15 protein-coding genes are annotated in these 15,804 nt (G+C 31.0%); all 15 read left to right on the top strand.

Annotation, left to right across the window (positions count from 1 at the left end):
- Positions 1 to 3 precede the first annotated feature (3 nt).
- Entirely contained in the window at positions 4 to 390 is a 387-nt protein-coding gene (gene tagD, locus RBU61_RS14875) for a glycerol-3-phosphate cytidylyltransferase (RefSeq protein ID WP_308876339.1), read from the top strand.
- 59 nt (positions 391 to 449) lie between these two features.
- Positions 450 to 1,577 carry a glycosyltransferase gene (locus tag RBU61_RS14870; protein WP_308876337.1) on the top strand — a complete coding sequence of 376 codons (1,128 nt, stop codon included), beginning with the start codon at positions 450 to 452 and terminating at the stop codon, positions 1,575 to 1,577.
- Between the two features lie 81 nt (positions 1,578 to 1,658).
- Positions 1,659 to 2,789, top strand: a complete 1,131-nt coding sequence (locus RBU61_RS14865) for a glycosyltransferase family 2 protein (protein WP_308876335.1) — start codon at positions 1,659 to 1,661, stop codon at positions 2,787 to 2,789.
- A 44-nt stretch (positions 2,790 to 2,833) separates the two neighbouring features.
- Positions 2,834 to 4,072, top strand: a complete 1,239-nt coding sequence (locus RBU61_RS14860; RefSeq protein ID WP_308876333.1) for an ATP-grasp domain-containing protein — start codon at positions 2,834 to 2,836, stop codon at positions 4,070 to 4,072.
- Positions 4,073 to 4,099: 27 nt separating this feature from the next.
- Complete coding sequence (locus RBU61_RS14855; RefSeq protein ID WP_308876332.1) at positions 4,100 to 5,476, top strand: MmgE/PrpD family protein; 1,377 nt, start codon at positions 4,100 to 4,102, stop codon at positions 5,474 to 5,476.
- Positions 5,477 to 5,519: 43 nt separating this feature from the next.
- Positions 5,520 to 6,503, top strand: a complete 984-nt coding sequence (locus RBU61_RS14850; RefSeq protein ID WP_308876330.1) for an aldo/keto reductase — start codon at positions 5,520 to 5,522, stop codon at positions 6,501 to 6,503.
- The gene (gene aepY / locus RBU61_RS14845; protein ID WP_308876328.1) at positions 6,496 to 7,641 is read left to right on the top strand and encodes a phosphonopyruvate decarboxylase; all 1,146 of its coding nucleotides are present in this window, start codon (positions 6,496 to 6,498) and stop codon (positions 7,639 to 7,641) included. Before RBU61_RS14850 ends, aepY begins: the two co-directional genes overlap by 8 nt.
- A 15-nt stretch (positions 7,642 to 7,656) precedes the next feature.
- Positions 7,657 to 8,550 carry a hypothetical protein gene (locus tag RBU61_RS14840; RefSeq protein ID WP_308876326.1) on the top strand — a complete coding sequence of 298 codons (894 nt, stop codon included), beginning with the start codon at positions 7,657 to 7,659 and terminating at the stop codon, positions 8,548 to 8,550.
- Between the two features lie 20 nt (positions 8,551 to 8,570).
- Entirely contained in the window at positions 8,571 to 9,707 is a 1,137-nt protein-coding gene (locus tag RBU61_RS14835) for an HpcH/HpaI aldolase/citrate lyase family protein (protein ID WP_308876324.1), read from the top strand.
- A 12-nt stretch (positions 9,708 to 9,719) separates the two neighbouring features.
- Complete coding sequence (locus tag RBU61_RS14830) at positions 9,720 to 10,253, top strand: fumarate hydratase C-terminal domain-containing protein (protein WP_308876322.1); 534 nt, start codon at positions 9,720 to 9,722, stop codon at positions 10,251 to 10,253.
- A 2-nt stretch (positions 10,254 to 10,255) separates the two neighbouring features.
- Positions 10,256 to 11,119, top strand: coding sequence for a fumarate hydratase (locus RBU61_RS14825; RefSeq protein WP_308876320.1), 864 nt, complete (start codon positions 10,256 to 10,258; stop codon positions 11,117 to 11,119).
- A 196-nt stretch (positions 11,120 to 11,315) separates the two neighbouring features.
- A complete protein-coding gene (locus RBU61_RS14820) occupies positions 11,316 to 12,413 on the top strand; it encodes a DegT/DnrJ/EryC1/StrS family aminotransferase (protein ID WP_308876318.1) in 1,098 nt (365 codons plus the stop codon).
- 26 nt (positions 12,414 to 12,439) lie between these two features.
- Complete coding sequence (gene rfbA / locus RBU61_RS14815; protein WP_308876317.1) at positions 12,440 to 13,309, top strand: glucose-1-phosphate thymidylyltransferase RfbA; 870 nt, start codon at positions 12,440 to 12,442, stop codon at positions 13,307 to 13,309.
- Positions 13,310 to 13,336: 27 nt separating this feature from the next.
- The gene (gene rfbB, locus RBU61_RS14810; protein WP_374212452.1) at positions 13,337 to 14,455 is read left to right on the top strand and encodes a dTDP-glucose 4,6-dehydratase; all 1,119 of its coding nucleotides are present in this window, start codon (positions 13,337 to 13,339) and stop codon (positions 14,453 to 14,455) included.
- Between the two features lie 32 nt (positions 14,456 to 14,487).
- Positions 14,488 to 15,801, top strand: a complete 1,314-nt coding sequence (locus RBU61_RS14805; RefSeq protein ID WP_308876314.1) for a glucose-6-phosphate isomerase — start codon at positions 14,488 to 14,490, stop codon at positions 15,799 to 15,801.
- Positions 15,802 to 15,804 lie beyond the last annotated feature (3 nt).

Below are 15,804 nucleotides of genomic sequence, written 5' to 3'. Positions count from 1 at the left end.
TCTATGAAAAAGGTAATTACATACGGAACATTTGATTTATTACATTATGGACATATCAATCTATTAAAAAGATCAAAGGAGTTAGGAGACTATTTAATCGTTGGATTATCAACGAATGAATTTAATGAAATCAAAGGGAAAAAATGCTACTTTTCATATGAGGAAAGAAGAAAGTTAGTTGAATCTATTCGATACGTTGATTTGGTTATTCCAGAAGATAATTGGGGACAAAAAATTGGGAATATTAAAGAGTTTAAAGTAGATATTTTTGTTATGGGTGACGATTGGGAAGGAAAATTTGATTACTTAAAAGAACATTGTGATGTAGTGTATTTAAATAGGACACCAGAAATATCTACTACGAAGATAAAAGAGGATTTAGGAGTATAATATAGATTTAAATATTAGGATATAGAACATATTAAAGAAGGTTTTGGAGGAGATAGTACATGAAAGTTAGTGTTTTGATGACTACATATAACCATGAGGATTTTATAAGAGAATCAATAGATAGTGTATTAATGCAAAGGACTAATTTTAAATATGAATTAGTTATATGTGAAGATTATTCGGATGATAATACTAGAGCTATAGTTAAAGAATATAAGCTAAGATATCCCGACATTATTAAATTGAACTTACAAGATTATAATACTGGGGGCAAAGGAACCTTTTTATCTACTTTTAAAATGTGTAAAGGTGAATATATAGCATTTTTAGAAGGTGATGACTATTGGATAGATGAGAAAAAACTTCAAAAGCAAGTAGAGTTTCTTGATAAGAACCTTGATTGTAGTTTTTGTGGTCATGGATATAAAAGATATTATCATGAAACAGGAAATTTTCTGGGGAACATAGTACATGAAAATAGAAAATTTAGCTTAGAAGACTTTATAAAAGAAGAAGCTAAAAATGAATCCAATAAGTTATTTCCACGATTGTTAACAATTATGTTTAGGAAGAGTGCATTGGAAAACCATCCGAATTTCAATGAAAAAGTACCCACGGTAGATATGATGAGAGTGATATTATTATTAGAAAAAGGGTATGGAGCTTTTTTAGAAGACGTTATGGGGACATATAGAATTAATAAAGATAGTACAACCCAGAAAGATAAGATTAAGTTTTTGGAAAGATGGATACAAGTTAAGCAATATATTTTAGAATATTTACCTTTGAAGTATAGTGAAGATATTCAGATGAGCATAGAAAAATCAATTATCAGGAAATCTTATAGTGAATTTATAGATAGATTTATGGATCCTTCAAATAGTCATGATATAGTTAAGTACTTTAAAACAAATAATTTTAATAATATTGCTATATACGGCGTAGGCACTTTATGCAATTTACTAATTAAAAAGATAGAAGGCTCTGGAGTAAATATTTTGCATTTTATAGATAAAAATACACGAGGAGATAATCAAATAAATATTATTGAACCCTATGAAGTGGACGATAATCTAAATGTAGATGTCATTATCATAACACCTTCTTTTGATTTTAATAATATAAGAGAATTTTTAAAGAAGAAGACTAAGATAAAGATAATTTCAATAGAAGATATTCTAAGTTAGTAAGAATTTAAGAAATGGAAGTTCTAAATCTGAGTGAGCTTATGAATTAGATATTTTATTTTAATTAGAAGGAGAATTTGAATGTTAAAAGTTAGTGTAGTAATGACTGCTTATAATCACGAGAAATTTATAAAAGAAGCCATAGATAGTGTGATATCTCAGATAACAAACTTTAAATATGAGTTAATTATAGGTGAAGATTGTTCCACGGATGATACTAGGAGTATAGTTATAGATTATGAAAATAAATATCCAGATATCATAAGATTGAATTTACAGGAAAAAAATGTTGGGGCTAGAAAAAATTCAATTTCGAATGTTGAAATGTGTAGTGGTGAGTATATTGCAGCACTGGAAGGTGATGATTATTGGATAGATAATTATAAACTACAAAAACAAGTAGACTTTTTAGATAATAATCCTGAACACACTATTTGTGGTTTTGGATACAAAATTTATGAACAAAAGACAAATTGTTTTCTAGAAGATCAAATTCATAAAAATGAAAAGTTTAGTCTAGAGGATTTCTTAATAGAGGGTACAAAATTACGTCGAAATCCTTTATCGATAAGGACATTAACTAAAATGTATAGAAAGAGTGTATTAGAAAACCCTCCAGATATTTGGTACAATGCCCCATATGGTGACTATATCTCACAGATACTGTGTTTACAAAAAGGATATGGTGCTATAATGGAAGACGTCGTGGGGGTTTATAGGATTAATAAAAATAGCATTACACAGAAAGATAAAAAAAGATTTTCAGAAATGAGGTCCGAGCAAAAAAACAAGGTTCTAAAATATTTACCTAAAAAATATAGTGCATATTTGCAAAAAGATATAGATAATGCCATATTATTAGAAGAATATAGGGACTTAAAAGGTAATTTTGAAAATCATATAGATAGTGAGACTATTCTTGATTACTTTATAAAAAATAAAATTACCAATATAGGAATATATGGTGCTGGAACCCTTGGAAATGCTATTAAAGATAAACTGAATAATACAGATATAGAAGTAGCATTTTTTATAGATAGTCATGTAAAGGGGTGTAGTGAAAGGCCTATAATTAGGCCTCAAGAGATAAACACAAATTCATTTGTTGATGCAATAATTATAACTCCTTTTTATGACTCTAAAAACATTAGAGATGAGTTAATTAAATTAAATGTAAAAAGTAAAATAATTTCATTAAAAGAATTACTGTGATAAATTCAAAACACAACTGTTCAACATGAAATGGAGAGATAGTAATGCAGAAGGATGATAGATTAAAAGCAATTGTTTTAGGTGGCACATCTGCTCATATAGAATTAATTCAAAGATTAAAAAGAAGGGGTTATTATACTATATTGATAGACTATTATGAAAACCCTATTGCTAAGAAATATGCTAATGAACATATTCAAGAAAGCACTCTCGATAAAGAAAGAGTCTTACAAATAGCAAAAGATAAAAAGGTGGATTTAGTTATAACTACTTGTATTGATCAAGCTAATATTACAGCCATATATGTTTCTGAAAAATTAGGTTATCATGTTCCATATAGTTATGAGACATCTTTAAATGTAACAAATAAGATTTTTATGAAAAGAATAATGGAACAGAATTCTATTCCAACTTCAAAATATATTAATGTAAAAGAGATTAGTGAATATGAAGATAATGATTTGAAATATCCATTAATAGTAAAACCATCAGATAGTAATGGGTCAAAAGGGGTTAATAAAGTAGTAGATGATAAAGAATTATTATTTTATTTGAATAATGCTTTAAAGATTAGTAGAAGTAATCAAGCTATAATTGAAGAATATATAGAAGGCAAAGAAATAGGTATAGACTGCTTCATTAAAAATCATGAAGCCCATATTTTAACAATTCGGGAAAGAAAAAAAATAAATTGTAGAAGTAGTGACTTACAACAAATTACTGGTACTGTTACACCACCAAATATAGATAGTAAAAAGATAAAAGAGATTAAGGAAATTGTGGAAAAGATAGCACTTGTTTTTCAATTAGATAATACTCCGCTTATGGTACAGGCAATTATTAGCAATGAAGAGATAAATATTATTGAATTTGCACCTAGAATAGGTGGAGGAGAGAGTTCTAGAATGATAGAACTTATAACAGGATTTGATATAATAAATCAAACGATTAATTCTTTTATGGGATTACCAATTGATATAGCAACAAAAAAGAATGAACAATACTTCTCTGAAACTTTATTATATGCTAAACCATCAATAATGGGTTTTATTAAGGGTGATAAAGAATTAATAGAGAAAAATATAATTGAATATATTGTACAATATAAAACAAAAGGGATGACCATTGGAGATGATATATCGAGTATTAACAGGGTCGGTGCTTTTGTAGTTAAGGGAAATAACTTAGAAGAGTTAAATACTAAAATAGAAACTGCTATCAAGAAATTAGAAATTCACGATATAATGAATTCACCAATTATGAGAAAAGATATATACTTGTAATCTAATGAAAAAGGAAGAGCTTAAATTATGAATATAAAAGATAGTGCTAATATAGGTTTTAATCTTACAGATTGTTTTTTAGATAGATTATATGAACTTTCTCAAGATACATTTCATGAATCTGTAATACATCAAACCAAAAGGTGCATACTTGATTATATAGGAGTAACACTTGCAGGTGCTAAAAGTATAGAAATGAATAGTAGTAATTCAATTAGTAATTTATGTGACGAATATGGAGATATATCTGTTATTGGAACAGAATATAAAACAAATTTGCAAAATGCTGTGTTTATAAATGGAATAAGTGCTCATTTTTTAGAGTTAGATGATGGAGTTAGATTTGGAGCAATTCATCCTGGTGCTCCTATTATTTCAGCTCTTTTACCATATGCACAAAAATATAAACTTAGCGGTATGGATTTAATAAGGGGTATAATTATTGGATATGAAGCTTCGATAAGGCTGGCTTCTGCAATTCAACCAAGTCATTATAATAAAGGATATCATCCAACTGCAACATGTGGGTCTATTGGAGCAGCAATTAGTATTGCAGTAGCTGATAAATTTACTAAAGAGCAGATGAAAGCAGCATTTTCAAGCGCAGCGATTACCAGTGGGGGAACCTTAAAGGTTTTAGATGATGAATCACAATTAAAGGCATTTAATGTAGGACAAGCATCTGTTAATGGATTATTATCTACGTATATGGCAAAAATAGGACTTTTGGTTCCAAAGGATGCCTTGTCTGGAAACATTGGTTTTTTGGAGATGATGTCAGATAACTTCGATAACACAAAATTATTAATCTCAAAGGAAGAGTCATATAAGATACTAAAAGTATACTTTAAACTATATGCTGCTTGTAGACATTGTCATTCATCAATTGAAGCAGCTTTTAATATTAGAAGGAACAATCAATTATTACTTGAAGAAATAAAAGAAATTAAAATTGATACATATGAATATGTTATTGGTCGACATGATCATACTAAAATACAAGGAACTTCTTCTGCAAAAATGAGTATTCCCTATAGTACTGTTATTGCTTTGCTTTTTGGGAAAGCTACAGATAAGGAGTTTTCATCTAATATGATTTTAGAACCTGAGATTCATTTTTTACTTGAGAAGGTAAAAATCTGTGAAAATGAAGAATTATCAGCACTTGTTCCTCAAATGCGTCCAGCGATATTGACAATAACCAAAAAGGATAATACTAAATATACTGAGAGGATAGACTTTCCAAAAGGTGAACCAGAGAATCCCCTTACAGACCAAGAACTAATTGATAAATTTATATCTTTGGCAAGATATGCAAATAAAACTGATAAAGAGATTAATAAAATAATTGACTGCGTTATGAATTTAGAAAATAGGTTGGAGGAGTTATATTCTTTGCTATAAATTGAGGATAAGATTTTCAATAGTGTTATAAGGAGAAGATAGTATGAGCGATAATATTAAGTTGATTCTAGGAACGATGACATTTGGTCCACAAGTTGATAAAATGGATGCTGAAAAGATGGTTAATAAGTTTATTAAATCAGGTTACTATGAAATAGATACAGCGTTTGTTTATAATAATGGATCTTCTGAAGAAATATTAGGAAAGGCATTAAAAGATGTACCAAAAAACAAGTATAGTATTGCAACAAAGGTTAATCCTAGAATAACTCAAAGGTTAGATGGAGAAGCAATTAATATGCAAATTTGTGAATCATTGAGAAGGTTATCATTAGAAGCAGTGGATATTTTATACTTGCATTTTCCAGATCCAAATACTCCAATAGAAAACACTCTAGAAGTATGTGCAGAACTGTATCAGAAGAATAAGTTTAAAGAACTAGGATTAAGTAACTTTCCAGCGCATATGGTTGTAGATGTCTATAATATTTGTAAAAAAAATGGTTGGCTAATACCTACCGTTTATCAAGGTGTTTATAATGGCTTAAGTAGAAAGGCTGAAAGTGAACTTTTCCCAACTATAAGAAAGTTGGGAATGAGGTTTTATGCTTACAATCCCCTTGCAGGTGGGATTTTATCAGGAAGATATTCTAAGTACACCGACAATCCGGATCCAGGTCGCTTTACTTATAGATCTAATTATATGGATCGCTATTGGAAGGAGTCTTATTTTGAAGCTTATAGCTTAATAAATAATCAATGTAAAGAAGAAGGAATAACAATTATAGAGGCGGCATATAGGTGGCTTATCTATCATTCTTTACTCGATTCTAGACATGGAGACGGGGTTATTGTTGGTGCTTCAAAGCTAGAACAACTTGAGCAAAATTTAGATATTGGTAAAAATGGTCCCTTACCACAAACAATTGTAGACACATTTGAGCAAGGATGGAAGAAAACGAAAATAGATAGTCCAGAGTATTATAGATTTGTTACAGAAAAGTTATTGGAGGAAAAAAATGATTGAGCCAAAGAAATTTTATAGCTATCTAAAAGATGAAGGAATAAATTTCTATTCGGGTGTACCAGATTCACTATTGAATGATTTTTGTATGTTTCTATCTAATAATCTGGGTAATGAAAAACATGTTATTGCTGCAAATGAAGGGAATGCAGTTGGTATTGCAGCGGGACATTATTTAGCAACAGGAGAAGTTCCATTAGTATACATGCAAAACTCAGGCATGGGAAATGCATTGAATCCTTTAATATCTTTAACAAATAAAGAAACCTACTCAATACCTGTGATTTTGCTTATTGGTTGGCGAGGTGCACCAGGAACGATTGATTGGGCACATCATGAAAAACAGGGAGAAGTTACACCTGAACTTTTGGAATTACTAGATATTCCATATAGAGAGCTAAATACAGAAATAGATAAAGATGTTTTGAAAGTAATTAAGTGGGCAACAAAAACAGCTAATGTAACTAATAAACCTGTTGCAATCTTGGTAAGAAAAGGTATATTAGAAAAAGGAGAAAAGAAAGATCTTTTATTGGAAGACAGTGAATTAACAATGTCAAGAGAAGATGCAATTGAAGTAGTTGTAAAATCTGTTCCTAAAGACTCTTTATTTGTAGCAACAACAGGACGAGCTACACGTGAAATATACGAAGTTAGAAATAAATATGGAATGTCCCATGATCAAGATTTCTTAAATGTTGGGTCTATGGGTCATGCTTCTTCTATTGCAATAGGTCTTGCCATTGGTAATAAAAATCGCTTAGTCATTTGCTTAGATGGAGATGGAGCAGCACTAATGCACATGGGATCAATGTCGATTATTGGTTCTTCAGATTGTACTAATATTATGCATATTATACTTAATAATGGAGCACATGAATCTGTTGGTGGACAACCTTCAGTAGCACATAAAATAAATTTCACTGGGATTGCAAAAAATATTGGTTATCATACTATTGGGAATTCAGTAAATACGAAAGAAGGTTTAGAAGTTGCAATTAATAATTTATTAAAGGCTGAAAAACCTAAATTTCTTGATATACATATTCGAAAGGGAATTCGAAGTGATATTCCTAAGCTAGATGTTTCATTAATAGAAATTAAGAATAATTTAATGAAAGAAATAAATAAAGATAAATAGAAAGGCTGGGAAAGTATGAAAGAAACAAAAGCATTTTTAAGAAGGAATGGACTACCTACTGGAGATCAATATGAGTTACTGACATCACAAAAGAGATTTCAGGATGGGGCACAATATAGATTCGAGGTTCCTGGAATTCAAGGACCTGGACCAATGAAAGCTTTATTAGAAGAACTTGATAATTATGGTATTGTCATACACCGTGTGACACAAACAAAGGGTATAATGACTCTTACAGATAATGAAATAACAGAAATGGTCCAGATTTCAGAAAAGCACCAAGTGGAACTTGTGTTGGCAATAGGGCCTAGAGCTACTTATGATACTAGTGCATCAGTGCATACAATTGAAGGACAACGGATGGGATATAGACTTCGTGGACAAGATCAGATTATAAGAGCCATTGAGGAAGTTAAGCGAGCCTCAAAATTAGGTTGTAAATCTTTTTTAGTATACGATGAAGGGTCATTGTGGATTTTAAATAAAGCTAGAGAAGAAGGAGAAATTCCAAAGGAAAGTAAATTTAAAATCTCTGCCCATTGTGGTCATGGAAATCCATGTTCAGCAAAACTCATTGAAATGATTGGTGCTAATTCCTTTAATCCAGTTAGAGATATACAATTACAAATGCTTGGAGCAATTAGAGAAGCTATTGATATTCCTATAGATGTACACACTGAAAATCCAACTTCTTCTGGAGGATTTATTCGTCATTATGAAGTTCCAGAGATGATCAGGGTTGCTGCACCAATTTATTTAAAAACAGGTGGGTCTGTAGCACAAAACCATAGTTGGGAAACAACAGATTCTGATGCCAAAAAAAGAGCAAAACAGGTATCTTTAGTAAAAAGAATGATTGAAACATACTATCCCGAAGCAATATGCTCTAAAAAGGGATCGATTAAATAAAATTAAGAGGGTGAATCGATATGCGGCATCATCAATATAATAAAAACTATGAATTTGTAAGACAACCAGAAGAGTTTACTAAGTATACTGAAAGGAACTTTCTACAATATTGCCTAGGTGCAACGCTTTATATGCCTGCAACAAAATTCATATTAGATTCTTTACTAAATAATAAGTTAGAAGGGTTAACTAGTTTAGTAATGTGTTTTGAAGATGCAATAGACAAAAGTGAGTTACCAAAGGCAGAAGAAAATGTGATTAATATCTTAAATATTATTGCTGAAAAGGTTGAAAAAAATGAAATAGAAGAAAAAGACTTACCTTTATTTTTTTTAAGGGTTAGATCGCCTGAGCAATTTAGATTGTTTTCAGATCACCTTGGAAAGAAACAAATTAGGCTAATTACAGGTTTTGTATTTCCTAAATTTACTACGAAGAATGGGTACTTATATCTTAGTCAACTTAAAGACTTAAATATTAAACATTCTGAGATACTTTATGGAATGCCTATCTTAGAAAGTAATGAAATAGTATACAAAGAAACAAGAACATACGAACTAACTGGAATAAGAAATTTATTAAGACCCTATAAAGAACTAATTTTAAATTTGCGAGTTGGGGCAACAGATTTTTCTTCAAAGTTTGGAGTTAGACGAGGTATGGATTATTCTATTTATGATATTTTGATGGTAAGAGATGCCTTATCAGATATTTTAAACTTCTTAACTAGGGAAGAAGATGATTATGTAATATCAGGACCTGTTTGGGAATATTTTTTAGCTGATAAAGATACAAAATTTGAAGACTTGAATCAGGATATAAATCGTTCATTATTAAAAAGAAATACAATTATAAATGAAGCGATTGATGGCTTGCTAAGAGAAGTAATACTTGACAAAGCAAATGGGTTTGTAGGTAAAACGATTATTCATCCATCCCATTTAAAATATGTTAATGCAATGCAGTCGGTAACTAGAGAAGAATATGAAGATGCATTACAAATTTTAGATACATCTGGTGGTGTAATTAAGAGTATAAATAACAATAAAATGAATGAAATCAATCCTCATAGAAACTGGGCTAAAAAAATCTATACAAAAGCTAGAGCGTATGGTGTAATTGAAACAGAATCGTGTTATTCAAAACTCTTTAGATAAGGTGGTGGTTTTTTGAAGGAGTTAAGAAGCCCTATTAGTAAAGAAGATATCCAAAATCTTCATCCAGGTGACCAAGTTTTTTTATCAGGCAATATTTTTACTGGAAGGGATGCAGTTCTTCCTAAGTTAGTAGATCTTATTAAAATGGATAAATTAGAAGAGATTAAAGTAGATTTAGACGGTAGTGTTATATTTCATACTGCAGTTAGTCCTGCTGGGGTTGGGCCAACTTCTAGTAATAAACTAGATATTGAGAGTAGTATTCCGATTCTTTCCCAGGCTGGTGTAAGACTTCACTTAGGAAAGGGCAAGCTTAAAAAAGAAACTATAAATGCACTTAATATAGAGAACTCTGCTTATGCTACGTTGCCACCTGTAACAGCACTATTAGAAAGTAAGATAATTAGAAGAGAAGTAGTAGCTTTTTCAGAAGAAGGAATGGAGGCTATGAATCGATTGTTTGTCGAAAGAATACCGATTATTATTGTTGCGGTTAATGGTATAACTATTGAAGATATAGTGGAAAAAGAGAAAAGAGAGGAATAGTAATGGAAGAACTAAACTCAATAGATGAAATAATTCAAAAAATAAAGACAGCTTTAATAACAGCATCTTCTAGTTACCGTGAAGATCAAATAAGAGCCTTTAATCGTTCTATCACCAATGAAAAGTTACCAAGGGCAAAGTTGATTTTGGAAAGTTTATTAGAAAATGCGGACATAGCAAAAGCTAGGAAAAGTCCATTATGTGATGACACTGGCATTCCGCATATTTTTATTGAGTTAGGGAAAACAAAAGCTTTAACAGGAGAAATTCTCGATGCAATTCGAGAGGGTGTTGCACTTGGGCTTAGAGAATTACCGGGAAGACCTATGGCTATTCTAGGATCTGATGTGGAAAGACTTGAACAATCTGGTGGTATTGACGAAGATCCAAGTTCTGTTAATTTAGCACCAATAATTATAAAGATGATAGAGGAAGACATTATACGAGTACATATTTTAATGCAAGGAGGAGGTCCTGAAATTAGAGGTAGGACTCATCGTGTCTTTCATAAACATAGCTTAGAGGTTATATTGGAAGAAGTTATAAGCTGGGCAAAGGAAGAAGCTGAAAATTTAGGATGTACCCCTTGTGTACCAGCTATAGGTATTGGGAGGACTCACTTCGAAGCAACGAGTTTAATGATAGAAGCAATGATTAGAGGAAACCTCGATAAACAAAGTAAACTAGAAGAACAAATAACTAATAGTATTAATGAAAGCCAAGTAGGGGCACTAGGATTAAAAGGAGATACTACTGCTCTTGGGACTTTTTTAAATGTAGGTCCTCAAAGAGCTAGCGGAGTTCGTATTGTAAGCCTTCGCCTTTGTTGTTGTGTAGAGCCAAGGGTTGCAAGTGTATTATTATAAAATTGAATTAATGTTAGTTAGTTTTATGAAAGTGATGTGGGTTTTGATTTATAAAAAGTCTTGTTCCAGAGTATAAAATTTATATTAGACATCATCATAGGACTTCTTGGGAAACTATATGTTATGCAACTCTATAGAATGCAAATATAAGGATAAGGCAATTTAAGAAATTATAGTTTATAATGAGGTGTTTTTATTGTTTAGCGATAAGATACAGGTAACCCGTTCTTCAATGCCACCTATTGAAGAATATATTGAAGAAATTAAATCTTTGTGGGACAGTCATTGGTTGACGAACATGGGAGAAAAACATAATCAATTAGAAGAAAGATTAATTAAATGTTTAGATGTTCCAAACCTTTCACTTTTTACAAATGGACATCTTGCATTGGAGTGTGTAGTACAAGCTTTTAATTTAACTGGTGAAGTAATAACGACGCCATTTACCTTTGTGTCTACAACTCATGCCATTGTTAGAAATGGATTGAAGCCAATATTTTGTGATATCAATCCTGATGATTATACAATAGATACTGAAAAGCTAGAGCGTCTTATTACAGAAAAGACGTCTGCAATATTGCCTGTTCATGTATATGGAAATATATGTGATGTATACGAAATCCATAGGATTGCCCAGAAATATAATCTAAAGGTTATTTATGATGCTGCTCATGCCTTTGGCGTAACTGTTAATGATACAGGTATTGGTAATTTTGGAGATGCTTCTATGTTTAGTTTCCATGCTACAAAGGTATTTCATACCATAGAAGGGGGAGCAATAACTTTTAAAGAAGAAAGCTTCAAGAATAAACTGAATAGCATTAAAAATTTTGGTATTACAGGACAAGAATCTATAGAAGATATCGGTACCAATGCAAAAATGAATGAATTTCAGGCCGCAATGGGACTTTGCAACTTAAGAAATATAGATAAAGATATAAATAGCAGAAAAAGAGTAGTAGAAAGGTACATAGAGAATCTAGAGAATATCAATGGAATTAAGCTATTGAAGGAACAGAAAAATGTGAAAAGCAATTATGCCTATTTTCCTGTTGTATTTGATGGATATAAAAATAGTAGAGATGGTATTTATGAGTTGCTGAAGCAAAATAACATAATGGCAAGAAAGTATTTTTATCCATTAACAAATCGTATCGAATGTTATAAAGATTATTTTAGTTCACAGGGTACTCCTGTGGCAGAATATATTGCTGATAGAGTGTTATGTCTTCCGCTTTATGCAGATTTAGCATTAGAGGATATTGATAGAATATGTAAGATTATTAAGGGATAAGCCCTTACAACTATTAGGAGGTAAAAATGAAAGGCATAATTTTAGCAGGTGGAAACGGCTCCAGACTATATCCAATAACCAAAGGAATTAGCAAGCAACTACTACCAATATATGATAAACCAATGGTATATTATCCATTAAGTGTATTGATGTTATCCAAGATAAAAGAAATTCTTATAATATCTAATCCTGAATACATAGGTTTTTATGAAAGTTTATTAGGAGATGGATCACATCTTGGGATGAGGATAGAATATAAAATTCAAGAAAAACCAAGAGGACTTGCAGATGCTTTTATAGTTGGAGAGGAGTTTATTGGAGATGATAGCGTTTGCCTAATTCTTGGAGATAATATATTTTATGGACAAGGTTTTGTACAAAAATTGACTAACGCTTCAAGTATTAAGGAAGGTGCTGTAATTTTTGGTTATTATGTACCAGATCCTAGGGAATTGGGAGTCGTAGAATTTGACGAAAAATATAATGTGTTATCAATAGAAGAAAAACCAGAGAATCCAAAATCTCATTATGCAGTGCCAGGACTTTATTATTATGATAATAGTGTAATAGAGAGAGCAAAAAATCTAGAACCGTCATCTCGTGGAGAGATAGAAATAACTGATTTAAATAGAACCTATTTAAACGAAGGGAAATTAAAAGTTGAATTATTGGGAAGGGGATTTGCATGGCTGGATACTGGTACATATGATGGACTTGCCAATGCTTCAAACTTTGTCAACACAATGCAAAAGAGGACAGGCTTATATATATCTTGCCCAGAAGAAATAGCCTATAGGAATAGGTGGATTAGCAAAGAGGAGCTTATTGCATTAGGAAAAGAATATGAAAAAACTGAGTATGGACAGTATCTATTAAATATAGCAGATGAATTCTAACTATGAATATCTGGAAAGGAGTATGTGATGAATATCCTTGTAACAGGTGGAGCAGGTTTTATTGGCTCTAACTTTATAAAATATATGTTATCTAAGTATGATTATAATATAGTTAATTTAGATTTATTAACTTATGCGGGAAATTTAAATAATCTTAAAGAAATAGGCGATTCAAAAAAATACCACTTTATAAAAGGAGACATTTGTGATAGAGATTTATTGGACAAGGTATTTTATCAGTATAATATTGATGTCGTGATTAATTTTGCTGCAGAATCTCATGTGGATAGAAGTATAGAGGATCCAGAGATATTTTCAAAAACTAATATCCTTGGTACACAAGCATTATTAGATACAGCTAAGAAATATTGGAAGCTTGATGCTAATAATAAATATAGTAGAGAATTTAAACAAGGCGTTAAGTATGTTCAGGTATCTACTGATGAAGTCTATGGAGCTTTAGGCAGAGAAGGATATTTTACTGAAGATACAAATTTAGCACCAAACAGTCCTTATTCAGCTACAAAAACATCAGCAGATTTATTGGTAAGAGCATACTATGAAACGTTTGGACTCCCTATGAATATCACTCGCTGTTCCAATAATTATGGACCTTATCAATTCCCAGAAAAGCTAATTCCTCTGATGATTAATAATGTACTAAATGACAAACCTCTCCCTATATATGGTGATGGTAAGCAAGTTCGTGATTGGCTCCATGTAGAGGATCATTGTATTGCTATAGATACTGTATTACATAAGGGAACATTAGGGGAAGTATATAACATAGGCGGTAACAATGAAAAGGAAAACATTGAAATTGTAAGGTTAATACTAAATTATTTAGGCAAAGGAGAAGAATTAATAACATATGTAAGAGATAGACTAGGTCATGATAGAAGATATGCAATTGATAATACTAAGATAACAACTGAACTTGGCTGGAAGCCTTCTTATACATTTGAAGAAGGGATAAAGGAAACTATAGATTGGTACCTAAATAATACAGGGTGGATGAACGATGTAATGTCTGGAGATTATGTGAAATACTATGAAAATATGTATGCTGATAGATTCAGAAATACTGAAATAGAAGTTAATTCAGATATATTTAATAAATCTAATATTTCTAAAGATGATAATTAATTATTATAAATTGAATAAAATGGAGGATTTTAATGGAATTAAGTTACTCGGGGGCATTTATTTCTAATGAAGATTTAAATCATATTAGGCCACTGATAAAAGAAAATCACTATCTACTAGATAAAAAAACAGGTAAAGGAAATGAGCTATTGGGATGGATGGATTTACCTTCTAATTATGATAAAAATGAGTTTGAAAGAATCAAAACTACAGCCTACAAAATACAGGATGAATCTGAAGTTCTAATTATAATAGGTGTAGGGGGTTCTTATTTAGGGGTGAGAGCGTGCATTGAAGCTTTAAACCATAGCTTCTATAATTCACTATCAAAAGAAAAACGTAGATTTCCAGAGATATATTTTGTAGGAAATAATCTATCAAGCAAATATTTTGCTGACTTACTAGAGTATATAGAAGATAAAGATATTAGTTTAAATGTAATTTCAAAATCTGGAACTACAATGGAGCCCTCTATTGCGTTCAGGGTATTAAAAAATCTAATGGAGAAGAAATATGGAAATAGAGAAGCTAGAAATAGGATTTATATAACTACAGATAGAGAAAAAGGTGCATTGAGAGAATTAATTCGATTGGAAGGATATGAATCTTTTGTTGTTCCAGAAGATATTTGTGGTAGATATTCTGTCTTTACAGCAGTAGGGCTTTTACCAATGGCTGTTTCTGGCATAGATATAGATGAAATAATGAAAGGTATATATGATGGTATGATTGAATATAGTGAAGAAGATTTTGATAAGAATATATGCTATCAATATGCTGCCATTAGAAATATTCTATATAGAAAAGGAAAAGATATAGAGATTTTAGCGAACTATGAGCCAAGTCTTTTTTATTTATCAGAATGGTGGAAGCAGTTATTTGGAGAGTCTGAAGGGAAAAATGGACAAGGAATTTATCCTGCATCTGCAAACTTTACTACAGATCTTCATTCATTTGGACAATTAATACAAGATGGTAAGAGGAATATTTTCGAAACAGTAATTATGATAGAATCACTGGAAAAGGATTTAGAGTTAAATTTTGATGGAGATGATTTTGATGGATTAAATTATCTTTCGGGTTTGAGTCTTAATTATATAAATGCAAAGGCATTTGAAGGGACTAGGGAAGCACATGAAAATGGAGGAGTGCCTAATATAGTGTTAACTCTTTCCAAGCTAGATACATTTCATCTGGGAAAGCTAATGTATTTTTTCCAAAAAGCTTGTGTAATGTCCTCATATATTCAAGATATTAATCCCTTTGACCAACCAGCAGTAGAGAAGTATAAGAATAATATTTATAGACTATTGGAAAATAATAAGGAAGCAACCTCATGTATATAGTAG

This window comes from Tissierella sp. MB52-C2 (genome assembly GCF_030931715.1).
In the GTDB taxonomy this organism is placed as follows: Bacteria; Bacillota; Clostridia; order Tissierellales; family Tissierellaceae; genus Tissierella.
Note: the sequence above shows the minus strand (reverse complement) of the source record. Positions and strands in the feature narration are given on the sequence as shown.